Here is a 22,766-nt window from a genome sequence, read left to right as displayed (position 1 = left end):
GACCCCCAAGTCGGACAGATCTTGATACCGGGTACGTCAGGGGCCTAGCATCCGGTTTCAGTCGGGTGGCGCTTTCCCGCCTGACAACGATGTCATCGGTACCACCCGGGCCGCACCCCAGCTCGCGCGCCCGGGCCTGCTCCTCGGACCCCTCGGGCCGCGGGCCGTCCCGCGGCCACCGGAAAGGACGGGCAATGAAACACCCACCCCACCGTCGCGCGGCACGCGCCGCGACGGCGATCGTCGCGGTACTCGCCGCGGCGGTACCGTTCGCCGGCCGGGCGTTCGCCGCGCCGCAGCCGGTGTCCGACCCGGCGTCGCTGGTCAACCCGCTGATCGGTACCTCCGGCGCGGTCGACACGTTCCCCGGCGCGGACGCACCGTTCGGCATGCTGCAGTGGAGCCCGGACACCAGCCCGCACCGCACGCCGGGTGGCGGCTACGAGTACAACGATTCGACGCTGACCGGGTTCAGCCTCACGCACATCTCCGGGCCGGGCTGCGGCGCGCTCGGCGACGTGCCGATCCTGCCGACCGTCGGCGACATCGGTACCAAGCCGGGCTCGGCCACCGACACCTACTCGCACATCAACGAGAAGGCCGACGCCGGCTACTACACGGTGACGCAGGGGTCCGGGGTGACCACGGCGCTGACCGCGCGCACCCGGTCGGGGATCGGCACCTTCGACTTCCCGCGTACCAGCAAGGCGAACCTGCTGTTGAAGGTGGCCGGCTCGGCCAGCACGGTGGACGGGACGTCGGCCACCGTGGTCAGCGACCACGAGGTCACCGGGTCGGTGACCTCCGGCCACTTCTGCGGCCAGTCCAGCGACGCGGAGAACGACTACACGCTGCACTTCGACATCCAGTTCAGCCGCTCGTTCAGCGGCTACGGCACCTGGGACGCCAGCGGCACCACCGCGGGGTCGAGCACGCTGCGCCAGCACGCCAGCAAGAAGGCCAGCAGCACGCCGACGCCGCCGGCCGCGGCCACCGCGAAGGGCAAGGCGGCGAAGCCCTTCCACGGCAGCGCGAAGCCGTCGGCCAGCTCGGTGCACCAGGCGCCGACCGTGCACGGCGGCACCCAGCCGGCCGCGACGACCGGCCCCGGCGGCGTGTACCTGACGTTCGACGCGTCGAACGACCAGCGGGTCACCGCGAAGGTCGGCATCTCGTTCACCAGCAACGCCAACGCGAAGAAGAACCTGGCCAGCGAGATCCACGGCTGGAACTTCGACAAGGTGCGCAACCGGACGCACGCGGACTGGAACGCGCTGCTGGAGCGGATCCGGATCAGCGGCGGCTCGGCCGCCCAGCAGCAGCAGTTCTACACCGCGCTCTACCACGTGCTGCTGCACCCGAACGTGTTCTCCGATGTCAACGGCCAGTACGCCGGGATGGACGGCAAGGTGCACACGGCGGCGCGCGGGCACGCGCAGTACGCCAACTACTCCGGTTGGGACATCTACCGGTCGCAGGTGCAGCTGGCGTCGATCGTGGCGCCGAAGCAGACCAGCGACTCGATCCGGTCGATGCTCAACGACTACGACCAGTCCGGGATGCTGCCGAAGTGGTCGCTGGCCAACGGGGAGAGCTACGTGATGGTCGGTGACCCGGCCGACGCGATCATCGCCGACGCGTACGCGTTCGGCGCCCGCGACTTCGACCACCAGCACGCGCTCTCCGCGATGGTCGACGAGGCCAGCAACCCCAGCAACATCCGGCCCGGCCAGGCGACCCTGGACAAGTACGGCTACCTGCCGTACGACCTGAAGTACGGCTGCTGCAACTTCTACGGCCCGGTGTCCACCCAGCTGGAGTACGACAGCGCCGACTACGCGATCGCCGCGTTCGCGAAGTCGTTGGGGACAAGAACACCTACACGAGGTTCGCCACCCGGTCGCAGAACTGGCAGCACACCTTCAACGCCGGCTCCGGGTACGTGCAGGCGCGGCAGTCCAACGGCGAGTGGGTGCCGGGCTTCTCGCCGGGCACCGGTACCGGCATGGTCGAGGGCACCGCTGCGCAGTACACCCCGATGGTGCCGCACAACCTGAACGCGCTGATCCTGGCCAAGGGCGGCGCCGCCGGGTACGAGAAGTACCTGGACAGCCTGTTCACCTCGATCGACCACCCCGGCCCGACCAACGCCGACCTGTCCAACGAACCCAGCATCGAGATCCCCTGGGAGTACGACTACGTCGGCGCACCGTGGAAGACCCAGCGGGTGGTCCGCGAGGCGCAGCAGCAGCTGTACTTCGACGCCCCGGTCGGCCAGTTCGGCAACGACGACCTCGGCGCGATGAGCTCCTGGTACGTGTTCAGCGAGCTGGGCATGTACCCGGAGACGCCCGGTACCGACGTGCTCGCGCTGGGCAGCCCGGTCTTCCAGAAGGCGGTCGTCGCGCTGCCCGGCGGCGACAAGCTGACGATCACCGCGCCGAACGCCTCGGTCGAGAACGCGTACGTGAACGGGCTGAAGCTGGGCGGCAGGTCGGTCGACAAGCCGTGGCTGCGCTACCGCGACCTGGCGGACGGCGGCACCCTGAACTACGACCTGACCAGCATCCCGAACAAGAGCTGGGGGTCCGACCCGGCCGACGCGCCGCCGTCGGACGGCACCGGCCAGCAGGCCACGTTCACCTCGGTGAGCCCGTCGGACGGCACCGTCATCGAGCCCGGCGGCACCGGCCAGTTCCAGGTCAAGGTCACCAACGTGTCCGACCAGCCGATCTCGGTGAGCTGGACCGGCAAGGGCGACGACGGGGTCGGCGTGTCGCCGGCCTCGGGCAGCCTGGACGTCGCGGCCAGGTCCACGGCGAGCGCGCCGGTCACCGTGACCGCCGGGCAGACCGAGGGCCGGTACACGGTGTCGTTCGACCTGAAGACCGCCGACGGCACCCAGCTGGACCCGGCGTCGGCGCACCTGTCGGTGGCCAAGCCGGGCGAGCTGTGGCCCTACTACACCAACGCCGGCATCTCCGACGACGGCAAGCCCAGCTCGGCGAGCCTGGACACCAGCGGCTACGCGTACTCCGCGCAGGCGCTCGCCGCCGACGGTCTCAAGGCCGGCGAGCCGGTGACGGTGAACGGGATCGGCTACACCTGGCCGGACGCCGCGTCCGGCGAGCTGGACAACATCGAGGCGGCCGGCCAGACCATCCCGCTGGTGGTACCGGACGGGGCGAAGCAGCTCGGCATCCTGGGTTCGGCGACCAACGCCGACGAATCCGGTGCGGTCGGCGACCTGGTCGTGCACTACACCGACGGCAGCACGCAGAAGCTGACGCTCGGGTTCAGCGACTGGACCCTCGGCGCCGGCGGTTACGACCCGCTGCCCGGTGACACCACCGTCGCGTCGATGCCGTACCGCAACTCCACCTCCGGTTCGAAGGAGAACGTGGACACGTACGTGTTCGCCACCTCCGGTGCGCTGACCGCCGGCAAGACCGTCGCCAGCGTCACCCTGCCCAACCCGTCCGCGACGATGCACATCTTCGCGATCGGCCTCGCCTGACCGCCGTTGCATAGTCGATCATGGGGTTGGCTGGCGGAGACGTCGGTCTCCGTCCAGCCACCCCCGTGATCGGCTTTCCCGCCGATACCCGGGGCGGGCGGTTCCGCGGCGTTGGGTAGCGTCGCGTCCGGCGACGTCGTTCGGGGGGCACGGTGCGGATCGTTCTGTACACGTTGGGTGGCACCATCGCGATGGCCGGCGCCGGCGGACGCGGCGTCGTCGCCCGGCTCGGCGGCGCCGAGCTGACCGCCGCGGTACCGGGGCTGGCCGAGATCGGTGTCCAGCTCGCGGTGCAGGACACCGAGCCGGTGCCCAGCGCCGACCTGACCTTCCGCCGGATCGCCGAACTCGTCGCCGCCGCCGACACCGCGGTACGCGAGGGTGCCGCCGGCGTGGTCGTCACCCAGGGCACCGACACCCTGGAGGAGACCTGCTACCTCGCGGACCTGCTCTGGGACCGCGACGAGCCGCTGGTGTTCACCGGCGCGATGCGCAACCCGACGCTCGCCGGCCCGGACGGCCCGGCCAACCTGCTGGCCGCGGTACGGGTCGCGACCTCCGACGCCGCCCGCGGGCTCGGCGCGCTCGCCGTCCTCGACGACGAGATCCACGCCGCCCGCTTCGTGCGCAAGGCGCACGCCACCGCGACCGGCGCCTTCACCTCCCCGGACGCCGGCCCGATCGGCCACGTGATCGAGGGCGCGGTACGGGTGCTGACCCGGCCGGCGCGGCTGCCGGCGCTGACCGTCGACCCTGCCGGATTCGACCGCGCCCGGGTCGGGCTGTACACCGCGACGCTGGACGACGACGGCGGGCTGCTGGCCGGCCTCGCGGACCGCTACCAGGGCCTGGTCGTCGCCGGGTACGGGGTCGGGCACGTCCCGGGCGCGCTGGCGCCGGTGCTCGGCACGGTCGCCCGGAGCATCCCGGTCGTGCTGACCTCCCGTACCGGCGGCGGATCGGTGCTGGCGCACACCTACGGTGCGGTCGGCTCGGAAGCCGACCTGGCGCGGCGCGGGCTGCTCAACGGCGGGCTGCTCTCCCCGTACCGGGCCCGGGTGCTGCTGCGCACCCTGCTCGCCGCGGGCGCCGACGGTGCCGCCATCGAGGCGCAGCTCGCCGCCCGCCGCTAGGGCGTGTCTTCGTGGCTCCGCCCGGGCGAGCCGGAGTCCGTTTGTTCGCTCGCAAGGCGCAGGTGCGGGTGCATGCCGGTGTCGTGGGCGCCCGTGCCGACCACGCCGCGAGCGGGCGAACGGGCCCGGCGCAGCCGGGTGGCTGGCCACGAAGACATGGCCCAGGTCCCGTCTCGACGTCCGCGCCGGCCGTCCTCGTGGCTTCGCGTGCGGGCTGGCCGGGCGCGGGCCGTCGCGGTCGTCGCCCCGGCCCGCCGGCCGGTGCCCACGGTGGCGGCGCACCCCGCCCCTGCCCCGGCAGCGGTCGCGTCGGCGGCCCTCAGCCGGCCGGCGGGCCCTGCACCGCGGCGGCGCTGAGCTGGTCGCGGATCCGGGCCGGCAACTGCGGTGCGAACCGGGCCAGGTAGGCGGCCAGGTGCTGCTCGGAACGCAGCATGAACGGCATGTCGCCGGCCATCATCCGGCGGATCGCGATCAGCGGCACCGGTGAGCGCAGCGGCCGGAAGCTTCGCCGCCACAGCCCCGGCTCGGGGCAGCGCGGATGGAACTGACCTACCATCAGCCCGTCCGACACGAAGCGGTGCTTGACCGAGCGTTGCAGGTCGTCGAGTGGGCCGGAGTCGTCGTGATCGAAGTCCGGCAGCACCACCAGTATCGCGACCAGCTCCGCGTCCCGCTCCGGTACAGCGGCAGCGAGGTGCCCGAAGCGCTCCCGGCACCGGTCGAGGAGCCCGGCCACCTGCCCGGCGTCGACCACGCCGGGCACCACGGACAGCCGGAACAGGTCACGACGCAGCGACGGACCCGCGTACGGGCAGACCGGGCCGGGGCGGCCCAGCTCGGCGTGCCCCGCGGTGAGGAACCGGCGGCTCCAGGCCAGCACGGTACGCAGCCGCTCGTCGTCGACGAGACCGGCGTCGATGTCCGCCGCCGACCAGAGCGGAGGATCGTCGTGACCCGGATCAGTCGAGGGCACGGGCGTCTCGCCACATCGGCTGCAGCGCCGGCCCGTCGGGCATCCGGATCTCGTCGCCGAACTCGGTGAACCCGTACCGGTGCGCGAGCGCGAGCCCGGCCGGCGAGCTGGCTTCCAGGTAGCCACCGACGCCGGTGGCGTCGCACTGCCGCAGTACCGAGGCGAACAGCGCGCCGGCCACCCCCTGGCCGCGCACCGACGGCTCCAGCCCGCCGAAGGTGAAGTACTGGTGTGCCCGGTCCGGTCGCCGCTCGGCCTGCGCCTGGGCCACCGCGCCGAACCGGGCGGCGTCCTCGCCGACCGCCTCCAGCAGCTGCCCGATCAGCTCCGGCGGTTCGGTCGCGCCGGCCGGCAGCGACAGCAGCACCCCGGTACGGGCGGCGTTGGTGTAGGCGCCGCCGTTGCCGACCGCCGCGGAGTAGAGGATCCCGAAGAACCGCGGGAGCACAGCGCGCCGCCGGTCGGCGTCCGGGAACACCCACTCCGCTATCGGGTCGGTCTCGAACACCCGGGTGAGCAGGTCGACCAGCACCTGCTCGTCTGCGGCCAGGGCAGGAACGGCGGTGTCGGTCACGCTGGTGTCGGGCATCGGGTGCTCCTCTCGCCGGCCAGCCGCTCGATCCGCTCGTGCAGCCCGGCCAGGTGGGTTTCGGCTTCGGGTTTGATCAGGACGCTGCGCAGCACCCGGGCGTCCGGCCGGTCCCGGACCAGGTCCGGATGGCGTCGTCGGAACGCGTCCGCGTCGGCGCGCAGCACACTCAGGTACACCGGGTCGTCCGGGTCGGTCATCCCCTCGCGCAACATCCGCTCGGTCACGGTGTCCACTTCGGACAGTGTCGACCGGGTCGGCAGGTAGGTCACGATGTCGAGGTCGGGTCGCTGGTACAGGCGCAGCCGGGACGAGCCGTCGATCAGCTCGGCCCAGCCGGTCGCGGCCCGTCGAGACGCCGCGAGGATCCGGCCCAGCCCGTCGCGCGTCGGCGGGAGTACCCGGAAGGTCAGCCACAGGGCGGCAGCCGCGGCGCCGGCGCGCGAGCACTCCAGGCTGATCTCGCCCAGGTGCAGGTCGGCCGGGGTGAAGTAGGTGTAGCTCGAATCGTGCCGGAAGTGCCGCGCCACCTCCGGATCGGTGAACAGCACCGCGCCGCACCCGTACGGTTGCAGGCCGTGCTTGTGTGGGTCCACCACCACCGAGTCGCACCGCGGGATCGCCTGCCAGGGTTCCGGAGCGATGCCCTCGGTGCCGGCAAGCAGGGCGAAGAACCCGCCGTACGCGGCATCGACGTGCACCCGGACCCGGTGCCGGCGGGCCAGCTCGACGATCTCGTGGATCGGGTCGACCGCGCCGGTACCCGTGGTACCCGCGGTCACCACGACCGTACCGATCCGCTCGTCGCGCAGCACCGCACTCAGCGCGGCCAGGTCCATCCGGCCCGCCGCGTCGACCGCGACCGGATGCCCGGCCATCCGCAGTACCTGGCACATCCGCGCGTGGCTGAAGTGGCTGTCCGCGCTGTACGCGACGCCCCGGTCCGGGTGGCTCTGCCGGGCCACGTACAGCGCTTCGAGGTTGGCCATCGTGCCGCCGCCGGTCAGGTGGCCCAGGTGCGCGTTCAGGCCGAACATGCCGGCGAGCTGCGCGACGACCTCGATCTCCATGTCGCAGGTGGCCGGGCCGCCCTCCCGCGCGTGGTTGTTCGGGTTGCGCAGCATGGCGGCCAGGTAGCCGACCACCGCCGCCGGATGCGGCGGCTTGACCATCTGCCCGGCGTAGCGGGGATGGAAGAACGGGTAGTTGTCCGCCAGCCGGGAACTGAACTCCGTGAACGCCGCGTCGAAGTCCTCGTCACCCACCTCGTTGGCGGGGTGCGGCGCGTGCGGCCCGAAGCGGGCGGACCATTCCTCGGTCGCGGACACGGCCCGGGACAGCCAGTGCGCAAGCTCCACCCGTCCTCCTGACGATCCGCCGATCCGCGGCCGACGCAAGTCTGGCAGCGACCTGACCGGCTGGCACCGAAAGAAAACCCGAAGTCTTGTCCGCGACCGTCCATCCGGAATGCGCAGTCCGGCGGACCTGGGTGGCCCGGCGCGCCCCGCCCCCGGCGTGACCGGCGCGGTCGTGCCAGGATGTCGTGTCAGAGTGGGGGAGAGGGGGTGCGATGGGTACGACGCTGGCCGGCGCCGCGTTCGCCAAGGGGCACGGTACCGAGAACGACTTCGTGATCCTGCCCGACCCGGACGGCGCGCTGCCATTGACCGCGGAGCGGGTCGCCGCGCTGTGCGACCGGCGCGCCGGGCTCGGCGCCGACGGGGTGCTGCGGGTGGTGCGCAGCGCCAAGCACCCGGACGCGGCCGGCTACGCCGAGGCGGCCGAGTGGTTCATGGACTACTGGAACGCGGACGGCTCCATCGCCGAGATGTGCGGCAACGGCATCCGCGTCTTCCTGCGCTACCTGGCCGAGACCGGCCTGGTGGACGCCACCGCCGGCGCCGAGATCACCATCGCCACCCGGTCCGGCCTGCGGACCGGGCGGCTGGGGGAGACGATCGCGGTGCAGATGGGCACCCCGACGCTGGTCGGCACCACCGGCGCGCAGCTCGGCGGGGTCGGCTACCCGGGCGTCGCCGCCGACGCCGGCAACCCGCACCTGGTCTGCCCGGTGCCGGCCGCCGAACTGGCCGGGCTGGACCTGACCGCCCCGCCCGCGATCGACCCCGCGGTGTTCCCGCGTGGCGCCAACGTCGAGTTCGTGGCCGACCTGGACGACCCGGTGCCCGGCGCCGACCGGCACGTCGCGATGCGGGTGTACGAGCGGGGCGCCGGCGAGACGCGCTCCTGCGGTTCCGGGGTGTGCGCGGTCGCCGCCGTGGTCCTCGCCGAGGCCGGCGAGACCGCCGGGACGGTCGCGGTCGACGTACCCGGTGGCCGGCTGACCGCCACGGTCGAGGGCGACTCGCTGGTCCTCGCCGGTCCCGCCGTCATCGTCGCCACCGGCACCCTCGCCTGATCCGTACCCGCGTCCGGTGTGCCGGCCGTGGGGCCGGGGTCAGCCGCTGGCGGCGTCGAGGGCGGGGGCGAGCGGTGCGAGCGCGGCGCGCAGTTCGTCGGGCAGCGAGCCGCGCACCAGGACCAGCCCGCCGGCCGCCGCCCCGTCGGCGGGCCGGGCCCAGCGGTCGAGGGCGACGCGGACCGCGGCGGCGACGCTCGCGGCGAGCACCCGGGCGGTGGCCCCGTCGCCGAGCCGGTCGCGCAGCACGCCGGTGAGGGGTGACTCGATCGCCGCCGCGGTGTCCAGGTACGCCTGCCGCAGCGCCGGCCGGGTGGTGATCATCAGCAGCGCCTCGCGGCGGTCGTCGGCGGTCTCGGTGTACTCGGTGACCACCGCGTCGGTGATCGCCTCGGACAGCGGCACTCCCGCCGGCCGACCGGCGACCGTCGCGGCGACGCGGGCCTCCCGGCCGGCGCTGATCGCGGCGACGATCGCCTGCTCCCGGCTGGCGAAGTAGTTGTTGTACGTGCGCGGTGCCACGCCGGCGGCCTCGGCGATGTCGTCCACCCGCACCTGGTCGGGCCCGTGGGCGAGGGCCAGCCGCAGCGCCGCGGCACTCAACGCGTCGCGGGTGGCCTGCTTCTTCTGCTCCCGCAGCCCGGTACGCCTCGTCGTCACCCGCCCATCCTCACACAGAACATGCGTACCCGCAAACTTGCGTGCGCGCACTTTTCGTGGTTGGGTTCGGCTCGACCGACCCAGCGAAAGGAGCACGTCATGCGAGCCAAGGGGATCTGCTACGACACCGGTTTCCTGGACGTCGACCGGGGCACCTCGTCCCGGCTGCACCTCGACGCCGACCTGGTCCGGCGGGAGCTGACGATCATCCGCGACGACCTGCACTGCACCGCGGTCCAGGTCGTCGGCGGCGACCCGGACCGGCTCGAACTCACCGCCCGGTGTGCCGCGGAGCTGGGCCTGGAGGTGTGGTTCTCGCCGTACCCGCTGGAACTTGCCCCCGGCCCGATCCGGGAACTGCTGCTCGACTGCGCGCACCGGGCCGAACGGCTGCGCGCCGCGGGCGCCCAGGTGGTGTTCGTCGCCGGGGTCGAGCTGACCATGCTGAACCGCGGGTTCCTCGACGGCGACACCGTCGCCGACCGCCTCCGGTACCTGTTCGCGGATCCGGACCGCCGCCCGGCCCGCATCGCCGAGGTGCGCGACCGGTTCGAGCGGTTCCTGCGCGACCTCGTACCGGCGGTCCGGGCCGCCTTCCACGGCCGCGTCACGTACGCCGCCATCCAGTACGAGGGCGTCGACTGGGATCGGTTCGACATCGTCACCGTCGAACTGATCCGCTCCGCGGAGGTGGCCGACCGGTTCCGGGACGGCGTGCGTACCCTCGTCGCGCAGCCCAAGCCGCTGGCGATCACCGGGTTCGGCACCGCGACGTGGCGCGGGTCGGGCGACGTCGCGGCCCGCAGCATGCAGGTCCTGGCCAGCGATCCGGCGACCGGTGCGCTCCGGCTCACCGAGGCCCTCGAACGCGACGAAGCAGGCCAGGCGGAATACCTGCGCGAGCTGCTGGAGGTGTTCGACGCCGAGGGGGTCGACAGCACGTTCGTGCACCTGTTCGCCCTCGACAACCTGCCCCACCGGCCGGACGGGGACCCGCGCGACGATCTCGACCTGGCCAGCCTGGGCGTGGTCAAGGTGCTCGCGGACGGGTCCGGCCACGCCTACCCCGGGCTGCCCTGGGAGCCGAAGCTCGCCTTCACCGCCGTCGCCGACAGCTACGCCGGCTGAGCCGTTTCCGACGCTTCGGGATCGAGACGGCGCCGGACCGGTGCCGGTACCGGGAGCCCCGGTGCCGGCACCGGGGCTCCCGGTACCGGGCTCCCGGCGCCGGGCCGGGCGGTCAGCGCAGCGCCAGCGGGGCCTGCTCGCTGTCCGGGTCCGAATCCTCGGCGCCCTTGGCGACGGCCCGCACGGCGGCCGCCACCGCCGGCGAGACCTTCGGGTCGAACACGCTGGGCACGATGACGCTGGCGTTCAGGCGCTCCTCGCCGACCGAGTCGGCGATCGCCTTCGCGGCGGCCAGCGCCATGTCGTCGGTCCACTTCGGCGCCTGCGCGTCGAGCAGACCCCGGAACACGCCGGGGAACGCGAGCAGGTTGTTGATCTGGTTCGGCTGGTCGGAGCGGCCGGTGGCGACGACCGTGGCGTACTGCCGGGCTTCCCGCGGGTCGACCTCGGGGTCCGGGTTGGCCAGCGCGAACACGATCGCGTCCGGGTTCATCGTGGCGATGTCCTTGCCCTCCAACAGGTTCGGCGCGGACACCCCGATGAACACGTCGGCGCCGGCCAGCGCGCCGGCGAGCGGACCGGCGTAGTTCGCCGAGTTGGTGTGCTCGACCAGCCACTCCCAGCTGCCGGTCAGGCCGGGCATGCCACGGTGCAGCGCGCCCGGCCGGTCGCACGCGATGATGTCGCCGACGCCCTGCTTGAGCAGGAGTTTCATGATCGCGGTGCCGGCCGCGCCGGCTCCAGACACGACCACCCGCACGTCGCTCATCCGCTTGCCGACCACCCGCAGCGCGTTGGTCAGGGCGGCCAGCACGCAGATCGCCGTACCGTGCTGGTCGTCGTGGAAGACCGGGATGTCGAGCGCCTCGCGCAGCTTGGCCTCGATCTCGAAGCAGCGCGGCGCGGCGATGTCCTCCAGGTTGATCCCCCCGTACGCCGGGGCGAGCGCCTTGACGATCGACACGATCTCGTCGCTGTCCTGGGTGTCCAGCACCACCGGCCAGGCGTCGACCCGGCCGAACCGCTTGAACAGCGCCGCCTTGCCCTCCATCACCGGCATCGCCGCCGCCGGGCCGATGTTGCCCAGGCCCAGCACCGCGGAGCCGTCCGAGACGACCGCGATCGTGTTGCGCTTGATGGTCAGCCGGCGGGCGTCCTCGGGGTTCTCCGCGATCGCCATGCACACCCGGGCCACACCCGGCGTGTACGCCCGGGACAGTTCGTCCCGGTTGCGCAGGTTCACCTTGGAGGACACCTCGATCTTGCCGCCCAGGTGCAGCAGGAAAGTCCGGTCGGAGACCTTTCGTACCTGCACGCCGTCGAGCGATTCGAGATGGTGCACGACGCTCTCCGCGTGCGCGGCGTCCGCGGTGTCGCAGGTGAGGTCGACCGTGACGGTCTGGTGGTCGGAGTCGACGACGTCGAGCGCCGTGACGATGGCGTCGGCGTCGCCGACCGCGGTGGTCAGCCGGCCGATCGAGGTGGAGTCGGCGGGTACCGAAACCCGCACGGTGATCGAGAAGCCGGCGCTCGGCAGGCTACGGGTGGTCACGGATGGGTCCTCTCCCGAGTCGCGGTCGCCCCGATGCGCCTCGGCGCGACCGCACCATGTCGTCGTTGACACGTACTGCGTGCTGGTGTCCGGTGCCCGGCGCGCACCCGCCGGTTCGTGCCGAACTCCCTGATCCGGACAGTATCTCTGCGCGATCGCCCCGGGGGCCCTGCGGGGCGGGCCATGCGGATCGGTCTTGCGGCCTCATCGGGGTACCGGCGAGTAGGCCCGCCGACGCGCCGCTAATGGGGGTGCGATCGACCCGTTCCGCGTGCCACGATCGAACCAATGGCTGAAACACATTCCCACGCCGCACTCGACGGGCAGCTCCGGGGCGGGGCGCCCGACGACGAGCGGTACGAGACCGATTCCGCCCCGGCCGGCGTCCGGCCCGGTGATCCGGAGCTCACCGCCGACGCCACCCTCGCCGACCCCGAGCTCGCCGGCCCGGCGCTGCTCGGTGATCCGGCGTTCGCCGAGGACGCCACGGTGGGCGAGCTGGAACTCGCCGACCGGCAGGCGTTGCGGCGGGTCGCCGGCCTGTCCACCGAACTCACCGACGTCACCGAGGTCGAGTACCGGCGGCTGCGGCTGGAACGGGTCGTGCTGGTCGGTGTCTGGACCGAGGGCACGCTGGCCTCGGCCGAGCAGTCGCTGACCGAGCTGGCGGCGCTCGCCGAGACCGCCGGCTCGCAGGTGCTGGAGGGGCTGATCCAGCGTCGCGGCCGTCCCGACCCGGCCACCTACGTCGGCCGCGGCAAGGTCGACGAGCTGCGCGACGTGGTGGTGGACAGCGGCGCCGACACCGTGGTGTGCGACGGCGAGCTGTCCCCGAGCCAGTTGCGCAACCTGGAGACCCGGGTCAAGGTCAAGGTCATCGACCGCACCGCGCTGATCCTGGACATCTTCGCCCAGCACGCGAAGAGCCGGGAGGGCAAGGCGCAGGTCGAGCTGGCCCAGCTGGAGTACCTGATCCCGCGGCTGCGCGGCTGGGGCGAGAGCCTGTCCCGGCAGGCCGGTGGCCGGGCCGGCGGCGCCAGTGGCGGGGTCGGTACCCGTGGTCCCGGTGAGACGAAGCTGGAGACCGACCGCCGGCGCATCCGGCAGCGGGTGGCGAAGCTGCGCCGCGAGATCAAGGCGATGCGGGCGGCCCGGGACACCAAGCGGGCCGACCGGCGCCGGCACGACGTGCCGGGCGTGGCGATCGCCGGCTACACCAACGCCGGCAAGTCCAGCCTGCTGAACCGGATCACCGGTGCCGGGGTGCTGGTGGAGGACGCGCTGTTCGCCACCCTCGACCCGACCACCCGGCGGGCCCGCACCGGCGACGGCCGCATCTACACGCTGTCCGACACCGTCGGGTTCGTCCGGCATCTGCCGCACCAGCTGGTGGAGGCGTTCCGCTCCACGCTGGAGGAGGTGGCCGACGCCGACCTGGTGCTGCACGTGGTGGACGGCTCGGACCCGGACCCGGAGGCGCAGGTCGCCGCGGTCCGGGAGGTGCTCGCCGAGATCGACGCGGCGAGCCGGCCGGAGCTGCTGGCGGTCAACAAGGTCGACGCCGCCGATCCGGAGACGCTGCTGCGGCTGCGCCGCATCTGGCCGGACGCGGTGTTCTGCTCGGCGCACAGCGGCGCCGGTATCGACGAGTTGCGGGCGGCGGTGGAGGCGCGGCTGCCCCGGCCGCCGGTGCCGATGCTGGTTCGCGTTCCGTACGACCGGGGCGAGCTGATCAACCGGGCCCGCGAGCACGGCGAGATACTCGCCATCGAGCACACCGCCGACGGCACCGTGCTGCGGGTACGGGTCGACCCGATGCTCGCCGCGGAGCTGGCCCCGTTCGCCCTGGCGGAGCCGGCGCCGGCCGGCTGACCCGGCGCGGAGCCGCAGGCCCGACTCGAACCCGAACGCCCGGAAACGGACGTTCCGGGGTCGAAGTCGCGCCCACCCGGTCCGAACCCTCCGGCGCGGCCACGTCGCGTTTGCCGGCGTCTTGCCGTCGTCAGCGCGGACGGGAATTCGTCGGTGTCGATGCGCATCCGCGCGGACACGGTTCGTGTACTGTGACCATCCTCGTAGCTACCTGTTGGTAACGACACTCGGTCAATTCCCGATAAACCGACGGTTGGTCACGGCGGGCCACCTGCCCGAACGGCGGCCGGCTCTGCCACACTTGCGCCGTGAATCTGCGAGGGGCTGTGTCGATGTTCCGCTCGCCGGGCGCGCCGCGATCGCCGCGCACCCGCGGTCGCAGGGTGCTCGGGTCGGCGCTGGCGGGCCTGGTGCTCGCCGCCGTGGGTACCGCGCCCGCGCTGGCCGCGCCGTCACCGAAGCCGTCCGCGAGCCCGGGGCACAAGGTGTGCACCATTTCCGACCAGCGCATCGACGCGATCACCGGGTTGACCGCCACCGCCAAGGGCTACGCGGTGGTCAACAACGTCGGCCCTGGCGAACCGCTGGCCATCTACCAGCTCGACTCGCACTGCAACGTCACCGGTACGCTGACCGACTCGCAGGGCCGTGGTGCGTCCTCGCCGCAGGACATCGGCGCCACCAAGGACGGCACGCTGTGGGTCGCCGACACCGGCGACGCCGACAAGTCCCGCGACACCATCGCCGTCTGGAAGATCCCCGCCGGCAACAGCCCCACCCAGCTGTACCGGATGAGCTACCCGTCCGGCGCCGGCCCGGTCGACGCCCGGTCGCTGCTGATGCAGCCGGACGGCACCCCGATCGTGGTCACCTACCAGGCCGGCGTGGGCAAGGTGTACGAGCCGACCGCCAAGCTGTCCGCCAACGCCACCACCCCGCTGAAGTCGATGGGTTCGATCAAGCTCGCCGCGACCGGTACCCCCGGCGGCTCGGTCGGCCCGGCCGCGCAGCGGGTGTTCACCGGTGGTGCGGTGTCCCCGGACGGCACCCGGGCGGTGCTGCGTACCTTCACCGACGCCTACGAGTGGAAGATCTCCGGCGGCGACGTCGCGAAGAGCATCGTGTCCGGCAAGCCGGTGCGCACCCCGCTGCCGAACGAGCCGTCCGGCGAGGCCATCACCTACAGCGCCGACGGCGGATCGTTCCTGACCGTCTCCGACACCTCCGGTACCAGCGCCGCGCCGAAGATCCTCAAGTACGCGCCGGCCGTGGCGCCGGCGCCGACGAAACGGTCGGCGGCGGCCAAGAGCACCGCCGGCAGCGGCGGCGGCGGGCTGCTCTCCGGCAACATCAACCTGAGCGACATCAAGGAACTGGTCATCGTGGTCGGCGTGCTCGGCCTGGCGCTGGTCGTCGTCGGCATCGTCGGGATCCGGCGGGCCCGCCGGCGCGGCGGGCCTCCCGGCCCCGAGGACGGCGACCGGCGAGACGACCGGCCGCGCCCGTCCGGACCCGGGCCGGACCGCCGGCGGGGCCCGGCCGACGACGACGCGGAGACCGCGTACATCCCCCGGGTCGAGGAGGCCCGGGAGAGCCGGCTGCGTGGCGAACCGCCGGACCGCCGCACCCCGCCGCGCGCGCAGCAGCCGCCGTACGCCGACGAGCCGCCCGAACCGTCCCGGGCCCGGCCGTACGTGCCTCCGGTGGAGGCGTCGATGCGCGGCCGCCGGCGCAACGGCCCGGAGGACGAGCCGACGCTGCCGCCGACCTCCCGGCGCCGGTACGACGCGGCGGACGAGCCGACGCTGCCACCCCGGTCGGGGCCGCACGGCCGGCCGGAGGAGCCCGCCCGAGGCGCCCGGCGCCGGTACGACGCGGACGACGAGCCGACGCTGCCGCCCCGGTCCCGGCAGTACGGTGGCCGGCCGGACGACGAGCCGGCCCGGTCCCGGCAGTACGGTGGCCGGCCGGACGACGAGCCGGCCCGGTCCCGGCAGTACGGTCGGCGGCCGGACGACGAGCCGGCGCGCCGGCGGTACGACGCGGATGACGAGCCGACCCTTCCACCGCGGTCGCGCCAGCACGGCCGGTCGGACGACGACCCGACGCTGCCGCCGCGGTCCCGCCGCCGCGCCGACCCCGGCGAGGTGTCCGACGTGGACACCGCGGTCATCGACAAGGTGCGCGACGACCCGCCGCGCGGTCGTGGCCCGGCCGGACCGCCGCCGGTCGATCCTCGCTCCCGGCAGGATCATGGGCGGACCCGGCCGCAGCCCCCGGCGGACCGGGGGCGGGAGAAGCCGCCGCCGGCGGGCCGGTCGCGGCGTCCGCGAGACGACGACCACGAGATCGACTGGCTCGACGACCTCCGCTGAGCAGCGCCCGGCCGGGCCGACCCCACCAGCCGCACGGCACTGCCACCGGCAGAACGGTCCAGCGGGCCGGCCGGTAGCAGCCGCGGGTCACATCCGGCGCAGCACCGTCACCACCCGGCCGAGGATGGTGGCCTCGTCGCCGGGAATCGGTTCGTACGCAGGGTTGTGCGGGACCAGCGTGACGTGGCCGTCGCGGCGCCGGTAGGTCTTCACCGTCGCCTCACCGTCGATCATCGCGGCCACCACGTCGCCGGTCTCGGCGACCGGCTGCTGGCGCACCACGACCCAGTCGCCGTCACAGATCGCCGCGTCGATCATCGAATCACCGGTGACCCGCAGCAGGAACAGGGTGCCCTCGCCGACGAGTTCCTTGGGCAGCGGGAAGACGTCCTCGATCGCCTGCTCGGCGAGGATCGGCCCGCCGGCCGCGATGCGGCCGACCATCGGCACGTACGTCGCTTCCGGCATCGAGCTGAGCGGGCTGCCGTCCGCCGCTTCGCCGGACCGCGGCTCCTCGCGCGGCGGTCGCACGTCCAGCGCCCGCGGTCGGTTCGGGTCGCGGCGCAGGTAACCCCGCCGCTGCAGGATGCCCATCTGGTACGCCACCGAGGACGGCGAGGTGAGCCCGACGGCCTCGCCGATCTCGCGCACGCTCGGCGGGTATCCACGTCGCTCCACCGAGTCGCGGATCACGTCGAGAATGCGCCGCTGCCGCACCGTCAGGTCGGCCTCCGGCTGGTCCGGGAACGTCGCCACCACGGTGGTGGCCGCAGTTGCGGGCTCGCCGCTCTTTCGGGTGCGGCCGCTCGTCCGCCCGGCGGCACCGCCCCGCCGCCGGGCCGCGCCGCCCTCGCCGGCGGCACCGGCTCTGCCGCTCGCCCCGGCCTTCGCCGTCGTGTCGGCCTTTCCGGTGGTCCCGGCCGTGCTGGTCGGCTCGGCCAGCCCGGACGGGGTCCCGGTGTCGTCGGGACCCGGCTCGGTGGTGCGCTTCCCGGCGCCCCGTTGCGGCCTGGTGGCCGCTCGGGCGCTGCCGCGATCGCCCGCCTTCGGTAGCGGAGTCACGCCGCCGCGCCCGCCGGTGCTCGGCCGGCGGCTCCGGCCGGTGCTGGTCTGGTGGCTCTGGTCGGCGTCCACAACGGCATCCCTTCGGTCGGCCCCGCGGTGGCCGCGGGGCTGCGCCGACACGCCCGGGGCGCAGCCCGGCGTGCGACCCGCGCGGTCGGGCCGATCACGACCGGAACGGCAACGCCCGCGCATCCTTGTCACCGTTGACCGTATCGGCCAACCGGGCGAGACACCAAACATGTGTTCGATAGACACGCCGGCAAGCTCTCGAAATCGGCCCGATCCGCTGGTATGAATCGTACGTGCGTTCGATCGAACTTGTGTTCGATCCGACGGCAGTCGTTCCTTCGGGTCGGCCCGTCACCGCGCGTTCGCCGCGGTGGGCCGCCCGCGATGGCGTGCGACACATGGGGGCAACAGTGACGGCACGGCGCAGTTCGACCAGATTCGAGGCGACCGGAGGCGGCCGGAGAGAACCCGACCCCGGCGAGACCAAGCCCGGCGAGACCAAGCCCGGCGCGGCCGAGCCCGGCGCGTCCAAGCCCGGCGCGGCCGAGCCCGGCGCGGCCGGGCTCGGTGGGGACGATCCCGGCGGGGCCGAGTCCGCCGGGACCGATTCGGGCGGGCCGGGTTCCGCCGGGATCGACCGCGGTGCAGCGGTGCCCGCGGGCGGCGGCGCGGCCCCGCGTGGTCGTGTGGTGCCGAGGGCGGGCGTGGTCGTGTCGGCGGCGAGCGGGAAGGCGGTGCCGGCGAGGGCGGTCACCGGATGGTTCACCGGCCGCGCGCTGGGCGTCCGGCAGGCGATGCCGGCCCGCGGCGCCACTTCGCTGGACGACCGCCCGCGGTTGCGGCTGATCCGGGGCGGCGCCGATCCGGCGGCCACGTCGGACGGGTCACGGCCGCGCTCGCCGGACACCCGCTCGACCGGGGCCGGCTCGACCCGGGCTGCAGGAGACGCCCGGGGTGTCCGTGGGGATCGGGCCGCCGGGAGTGAGCGGGCGTCCCGGGGTGCCCGGGCTGCCCGGGGGGCGGCGGACGGTCGGAGTGGCCAGGACACCTCGAATGTCCGGCCCGCTGCGCCTCGTTCCCGGTCCGTCTCGCGCGCCGGCCGCTCCCGCGCCAACCCCTCGGTCCGGCGGACGGCGGTGCCGGGTTCGGGCCTCCACCGGCCGGTCCGGCTCACGCGACGCGGCCGGCTGGTGCGTACCGCGGTGGTGCTGCTGCTGGCAGCGGGGTTGGGGGCCGCGGTGGCCAGTTCGGGCGGTGCCGAGCCGCCGGTGCGGCGGGTCGAGGTGCACCGGGGCGACACGCTCTGGTCGATCGCCGACCGGTACTCTGCCTCCCGCGATCCGGTGGCCACGATCGAGCGAATCCGGCACCTCAACCACCTGTCCGGATACACGATCTATCCGGGGCAGGAGTTGAACGTCCCGGCCGGCGGTTGATGGCGCCTTCGGTCGCCGTTGGGTCGCGATGTGGACCCTCCTGTCGGGTTCCCCTGGCCGGGCGACAGTGACACGCCGAACTGTCGATCAGCTTGCGATAACCGGGCCGACGGAATAGCGTCAGACCCAACATCTAGTAGTTACAGCGCTGTAAGATGGGCACTGGTTGGGGTTAGTGGCCTCACCGGTTCGTTCCGTACACAGGTCGTCGAGCCCTCGCCGGGTCGCTTCGCGCTGCCCGCGAATCGCCGGTGACCGGTTGGTCGCGCAGATCGTCAGGAGGTGTTCGACATGCGCTGTCCGTACTGTCGGCACACCGAGTCCCGGGTGGTCGACTCCCGCGAGGCGGAGGACGGCCAGCTCATCCGGCGGCGGCGCGCCTGCCAGGAGTGCGGCAAGCGGTTCACCACGGTCGAGGAGGCGGTCCTCGCCGTCGTCAAACGCAGCGGGGTCACCGAGCCGTTCAGCCGGGCGAAGGTGATGTCCGGGGTGCGCAAGGCCTGCCAGGGACGGCCGGTCGACGACGACGACCTGGCGCTGCTCGCCCAGCGGGTGGAGGACGGCGTCCGCGGTCGCGGCGCGGCGGAGGTGCCCAGCCACGACGTGGGGCTGGCGATCCTCGGCCCGCTGCGCGACCTGGACGAGGTGGCCTACCTGCGGTTCGCGAGCGTCTACCGCGCGTTCGACACGCTGGACGACTTCGAGAAGGAGATCTCCAGCCTGCGCGAGTCGCGGGACGGCGGTGGTGGCGGCTCGGGCGAGCGGGAAGGCCCGGCGGAGCCCGACGCGACCCGGCGCAGAGCGTCGGTCGGCCGCTCGGCGGACGCCCCGGGCGGCGCCCGGGTGCGGGTGGGCGGCGACTGAGCCGGCGCGGACGCACCGACGCAACCGACCCGGCCGAGTCGCGCACGGCGCCGACTCGCGCACGGGAAGCACAGGCGACGGGGCTCGACCCCGACAGCACAGCCAGAGCACAGACGACCGAGGCGAACGGACCGCGGCATCGACCGCGGTGACCGGGCGTGGTCGCTACCGGTGCCCGTCGGCGACGACGCGCGGCGCCGGGGAACGCACGAGCACAGCGGCCAGCGGCCCGCCCGGCCGGTACGACGGGGTGGGCGACACGACGCGGTGGCGCCCGGTGTGGGTGTCACGCAGAGGGGGAAGAGATGACCGAGGCGGTGGGCACGTCGTCCGATTCAGCGGCCGGCAGGGGCCAGCGGGGGACGAAGAAGAAGGAGCAGCGGCCCGGCAGGGGTCTGCACATCGAGCGGGTGTGGACGACGGAGGGTGTGCACCCGTACGAGGAGATCACCTGGGAGCGCCGGGACGTCGTGATGACGAACTGGCGGGACGGTTCGGTCAACTTCGAGCAGCGCGGCGTGGAGTTCCCCGACTTCTGGAGCATCAACGCCACCAACATCGTCACCTCGAAGTACTTCCGCGGCGCCGTCGGCACGCCGCAGCGCGAGTGGAGTCTCAAGCAGCTCATCGACCGGGTGGTGAAGACCTACCGGACCGCCGGTGAGCAACACGGCTACTTCGCCTCGCCGGCCGATGCGGAGGTGTTCGAGCACGAGCTGACCTGGATGCTCGTCCACCAGTACTTCAGCTTCAACTCGCCGGTCTGGTTCAACGTCGGTACCACCTCGCCGCAGCAGGTCAGCGCCTGTTTCATCCTGTCGGTCGACGACTCGATGGACTCGATCCTGAACTGGTACCGGGAGGAGGGGCTGATCTTCAAGGGCGGCTCCGGCGCCGGGCTGAACCTGTCCCGGATCCGGTCCTCCAAGGAGCTGCTGACCTCCGGCGGCACCGCGTCCGGGCCGGTCAGCTTCATGCGCGGGGCGGACGCCAGCGCCGGAACCATCAAGTCCGGCGGCGCGACCCGGCGCGCGGCGAAGATGGTGGTGCTCGACGTCGACCACCCGGACGTGGAGGAGTTCGTCGAGACCAAGGCGCGCGAGGAGGACAAGATCCGCGCGCTGCGCGACGCCGGCTTCGACATGGACCTGGGCGGCAAGGACATCACCAGCGTCCAGTACCAGAACGCGAACAACTCGGTGCGGGTGTCCGACGAGTTCATGCGGGCGGTCGAGGGCGACGAGGAGTTCGCGCTGCGGGCCCGCACCACCGGCGAGGTGGTCGAGACGATCAAGGCGAAGCAGCTGTTCGGCAAGATCGCCAAGGCCGCGTGGGAGTGCGCCGACCCGGGCCTGCAGTACGACGACACCATCAACGACTGGCACACCAACCCGGAGACCGGCCGGATCACCGCGTCGAACCCGTGCTCCGAGTACCTCTCGCTGGACAACTCGTCGTGCAACCTCGCGTCGATGAACCTGATGAAGTTCCTGCGCGAGGACAACACGTTCGACGTGGCGAAGTTCGTCAAGTCGGTCGAGCTGGTGTTCACCGCGATGGACATCTCGATCTGCTTCGCCGACTTTCCGACCGAGGCGATCGGTGAGACCACCCGCGCCTACCGGCAGCTCGGCATCGGGTACGCCAACCTGGGCGCGTTGCTGATGGCGACCGCGCACGCGTACGACTCGGACGGTGGCCGCGCCGTCGCCGCGGCGATCACCTCGCTGATGACCGGCGTGTCGTACCGGCGCTCGGCGGAGCTGGCCGGCGTGGTCGGCGCGTACGACGGGTACGCCCGCAACGCGTCCGCGCACGCCCGGGTGATGCGCAAGCACGCCGCCGCGAACGACGCCGCGCACACCGTGGGCGCCGAGGACCGGCGGATCTTCGAGGCGGCCGGCGCCGAGTGGCGCAAGGGCCTGGAGGTCGGCGAGAAGAACGGCTGGCGCAACGCGCAGGCGTCGCTGCTGGCGCCGACCGGCACGATCGGCCTGGCGATGGACTGCGACACCACCGGGGTCGAACCGGACCTGGCGCTGGTGAAGTTCAAGAAGCTGGTCGGTGGCGGTTCGATGCAGATCGTCAACCAGACCGTGCCGCGCGCGCTGCGCCGCCTGGGCTACCAGGAGGAGCAGATCGAGGCGATCGTGGAGTTCATCGCCGAGCACGGGCACGTGGTGGACGCGCCGGGGCTGCGGCCGGAGCACTACGAGGTGTTCGACTGCGCGATGGGCGAGCGGTCCATCCGCCCGATGGGGCACGTGCGGATGATGGCGGCGCTGCAGCCGTTCCTGTCCGGCGCGATCTCCAAGACGGTCAACCTGCCCGAGTCGGCGACGGTCGCCGACATCGAGGACGTGTACCTGCAGGGCTGGAAGCTGGGGCTGAAGGCGCTGGCGATCTACCGGGACAACTGCAAGGTCGGCCAGCCGCTGTCGGCGAAGAAGAAGGAGCCGGAGCAGGCCGCGCCGGCGAAGGAGATCGTCGAGTACCGGCCGGTGCGCAAGCGGATGCCGAAGTCGCGGCCGAGCCGGACCACGTCGTTCTCGGTGGCCGGGGCGAAGGGATACCTGACCGCGTCCAGCTACCCCGACGACGGCATCGGCGAGGTGTTCCTGAAGCTGGGCAAGCAGGGGTCGACGCTGGCCGGCGTGATGGACGCGTTCTCGGTGGCGATCTCGGTGGCTCTGCAGTACGGCGTGCCGCTGGAGACCTACGTCGAGAAGTTCGTCAACATGCGGTTCGAGCCGGCGGGGATGACCGACGATCCGGACGTGCGGATGGCCGCCTCGGTGCTCGACTACGTGTTCCGCCGGCTGGCGCTGGACTTCCTGCCGTTCGAGCGGCGGGCCGAGATGGGCATCCTCACGAACCCGGAGCGCGCGGCCGAGGTGCGCGGCGAGGATCCGGCGTCGGTGCACGCCGACGAGCCGATGGACTTCGCGGCGATGGCCTCGTCGGCACCGGTCGCGCAGCGGCGGGCCGATCCGGCTCCGGAGCCCACCCCGGCGCCGTCCGGGCAGGCCGGTTCGTCGACCGAGCTGCTGGAGGCCGTGCAGGGCAAGGCGGCCGACGCGCCGCTCTGCTTCACCTGCGGTACGAAGATGCGCCCGGCCGGTAGCTGCTACGTCTGCGAGGGCTGCGGCTCCACCTCCGGTTGCAGCTGAT

General features: G+C 73.0%; 14 protein-coding genes and 1 pseudogene. 9 read left to right on the top strand and 6 right to left on the bottom strand.

What is annotated here, in order from left to right:
• Nucleotides 1-89 precede the first annotated feature (89 nt).
• Both Athai_RS35330 and Athai_RS20285 read left to right on the top strand, forming a co-directional pair.
• Nucleotides 90-3,517: pseudogene (locus Athai_RS35330) on the top strand (lectin).
• A 152-nt stretch (nucleotides 3,518-3,669) separates the two neighbouring features.
• Entirely contained in the window at nucleotides 3,670-4,650 is a 981-nt protein-coding gene (locus tag Athai_RS20285) for an asparaginase (protein WP_203962962.1), read from the top strand.
• A 319-nt stretch (nucleotides 4,651-4,969) separates the two neighbouring features.
• Here the strand turns inward: Athai_RS20285 and Athai_RS20280 are convergent, their stop codons facing one another.
• Genes Athai_RS20280 through Athai_RS20270 form a run of 3 tightly spaced genes read right to left on the bottom strand, consistent with a single transcriptional unit; the run spans nucleotide 4,970 to nucleotide 7,573 of the window.
• Nucleotides 4,970-5,626 carry a DUF6875 domain-containing protein gene (locus Athai_RS20280; protein WP_203962961.1) on the bottom strand — a complete coding sequence of 219 codons (657 nt, stop codon included), beginning with the start codon at nucleotides 5,624-5,626 and terminating at the stop codon, nucleotides 4,970-4,972.
• Nucleotides 5,613-6,215, bottom strand: coding sequence for a GNAT family protein (locus Athai_RS20275; protein WP_203962960.1), 603 nt, complete (start codon nucleotides 6,213-6,215; stop codon nucleotides 5,613-5,615). Before Athai_RS20275 ends, Athai_RS20280 begins: the two co-directional genes overlap by 14 nt.
• On the bottom strand, nucleotides 6,197-7,573 hold the full coding sequence (locus Athai_RS20270) for a pyridoxal phosphate-dependent decarboxylase family protein (RefSeq protein WP_203962959.1): 1,377 nt from the start codon (nucleotides 7,571-7,573) through the stop codon (nucleotides 6,197-6,199). Before Athai_RS20270 ends, Athai_RS20275 begins: the two co-directional genes overlap by 19 nt.
• A 212-nt stretch (nucleotides 7,574-7,785) precedes the next feature.
• On the opposite strand from Athai_RS20270, the gene dapF reads away from it, so the two are divergent.
• Complete coding sequence (dapF, locus tag Athai_RS20265; RefSeq protein WP_203962958.1) at nucleotides 7,786-8,634, top strand: diaminopimelate epimerase; 849 nt, start codon at nucleotides 7,786-7,788, stop codon at nucleotides 8,632-8,634.
• Nucleotides 8,635-8,673: 39 nt separating this feature from the next.
• Here dapF and Athai_RS20260 read toward each other — a convergent pair whose 3' ends face one another.
• The gene (locus tag Athai_RS20260) at nucleotides 8,674-9,294 is read right to left on the bottom strand and encodes a TetR/AcrR family transcriptional regulator (protein ID WP_239157050.1); all 621 of its coding nucleotides are present in this window, start codon (nucleotides 9,292-9,294) and stop codon (nucleotides 8,674-8,676) included.
• Nucleotides 9,295-9,393: 99 nt separating this feature from the next.
• Here Athai_RS20260 and Athai_RS20255 point away from each other — a divergent pair, with 99 nt between their 5' ends.
• Nucleotides 9,394-10,422 carry a hypothetical protein gene (locus tag Athai_RS20255; protein WP_203962957.1) on the top strand — a complete coding sequence of 343 codons (1,029 nt, stop codon included), beginning with the start codon at nucleotides 9,394-9,396 and terminating at the stop codon, nucleotides 10,420-10,422.
• 112 nt (nucleotides 10,423-10,534) lie between these two features.
• On the opposite strand, the gene Athai_RS20250 is transcribed toward Athai_RS20255, so the two are convergent.
• Complete coding sequence (locus Athai_RS20250) at nucleotides 10,535-11,974, bottom strand: NAD-dependent malic enzyme (protein WP_203962956.1); 1,440 nt, start codon at nucleotides 11,972-11,974, stop codon at nucleotides 10,535-10,537.
• Between the two features lie 288 nt (nucleotides 11,975-12,262).
• On the opposite strand from Athai_RS20250, the gene hflX reads away from it, so the two are divergent.
• Nucleotides 12,263-13,846, top strand: coding sequence for a GTPase HflX (gene hflX / locus Athai_RS20245; RefSeq protein WP_203962955.1), 1,584 nt, complete (start codon nucleotides 12,263-12,265; stop codon nucleotides 13,844-13,846).
• Nucleotides 13,847-14,178: 332 nt separating this feature from the next.
• A complete protein-coding gene (locus Athai_RS20240; protein ID WP_203962954.1) occupies nucleotides 14,179-16,221 on the top strand; it encodes a hypothetical protein in 2,043 nt (680 codons plus the stop codon).
• 87 nt (nucleotides 16,222-16,308) lie between these two features.
• On the opposite strand, the gene lexA is transcribed toward Athai_RS20240, so the two are convergent.
• Nucleotides 16,309-16,980: a transcriptional repressor LexA gene (gene lexA / locus Athai_RS20235; RefSeq protein ID WP_239157443.1), complete on the bottom strand. Its 672-nt coding sequence runs from the start codon at nucleotides 16,978-16,980 to the stop codon at nucleotides 16,309-16,311.
• Between the two features lie 1,505 nt (nucleotides 16,981-18,485).
• Between lexA and Athai_RS20230 the strand changes: the two genes are divergently transcribed.
• The 3 genes from Athai_RS20230 (at nucleotide 18,486) to Athai_RS20220 (ending at nucleotide 22,765) form a co-directional block, all read left to right on the top strand.
• The gene (locus Athai_RS20230) at nucleotides 18,486-18,731 is read left to right on the top strand and encodes a LysM peptidoglycan-binding domain-containing protein (protein ID WP_203962953.1); all 246 of its coding nucleotides are present in this window, start codon (nucleotides 18,486-18,488) and stop codon (nucleotides 18,729-18,731) included.
• Between the two features lie 291 nt (nucleotides 18,732-19,022).
• Complete coding sequence (gene nrdR, locus Athai_RS20225) at nucleotides 19,023-19,595, top strand: transcriptional regulator NrdR (RefSeq protein ID WP_203962952.1); 573 nt, start codon at nucleotides 19,023-19,025, stop codon at nucleotides 19,593-19,595.
• A gap of 410 nt (nucleotides 19,596-20,005) precedes the next feature.
• On the top strand, nucleotides 20,006-22,765 hold the full coding sequence (locus Athai_RS20220; protein ID WP_420829835.1) for a vitamin B12-dependent ribonucleotide reductase: 2,760 nt from the start codon (nucleotides 20,006-20,008) through the stop codon (nucleotides 22,763-22,765).
• Nucleotide 22,766 lies beyond the last annotated feature (1 nt).

The organism is Actinocatenispora thailandica (assembly GCF_016865425.1).
Classification (GTDB): Bacteria; Actinomycetota; Actinomycetes; order Mycobacteriales; family Micromonosporaceae; genus Actinocatenispora; species Actinocatenispora thailandica.
Note: the sequence above shows the minus strand (reverse complement) of the source record. Positions and strands in the feature narration are given on the sequence as shown.

Excerpts from the sequence above, each read along its gene's own strand:
- nrdR (WP_203962952.1), top strand. The coding sequence starts at position 19,023 with ATGCGCTGTCCGTACTGTCGGCACACCGAGTCCCGGGTGGTCGACTCC.
- Athai_RS20240 (WP_203962954.1), top strand. The coding sequence starts at position 14,179 with ATGTTCCGCTCGCCGGGCGCGCCGCGATCGCCGCGCACCCGCGGTCGC.
- Athai_RS20255 (WP_203962957.1), top strand. The coding sequence starts at position 9,394 with ATGCGAGCCAAGGGGATCTGCTACGACACCGGTTTCCTGGACGTCGAC.
- hflX (WP_203962955.1), top strand. The coding sequence starts at position 12,263 with ATGGCTGAAACACATTCCCACGCCGCACTCGACGGGCAGCTCCGGGGC.
- Athai_RS20275 (WP_203962960.1), bottom strand. The coding sequence starts at position 6,215 with ATGCCCGACACCAGCGTGACCGACACCGCCGTTCCTGCCCTGGCCGCA.
- dapF (WP_203962958.1), top strand. The coding sequence starts at position 7,786 with ATGGGTACGACGCTGGCCGGCGCCGCGTTCGCCAAGGGGCACGGTACC.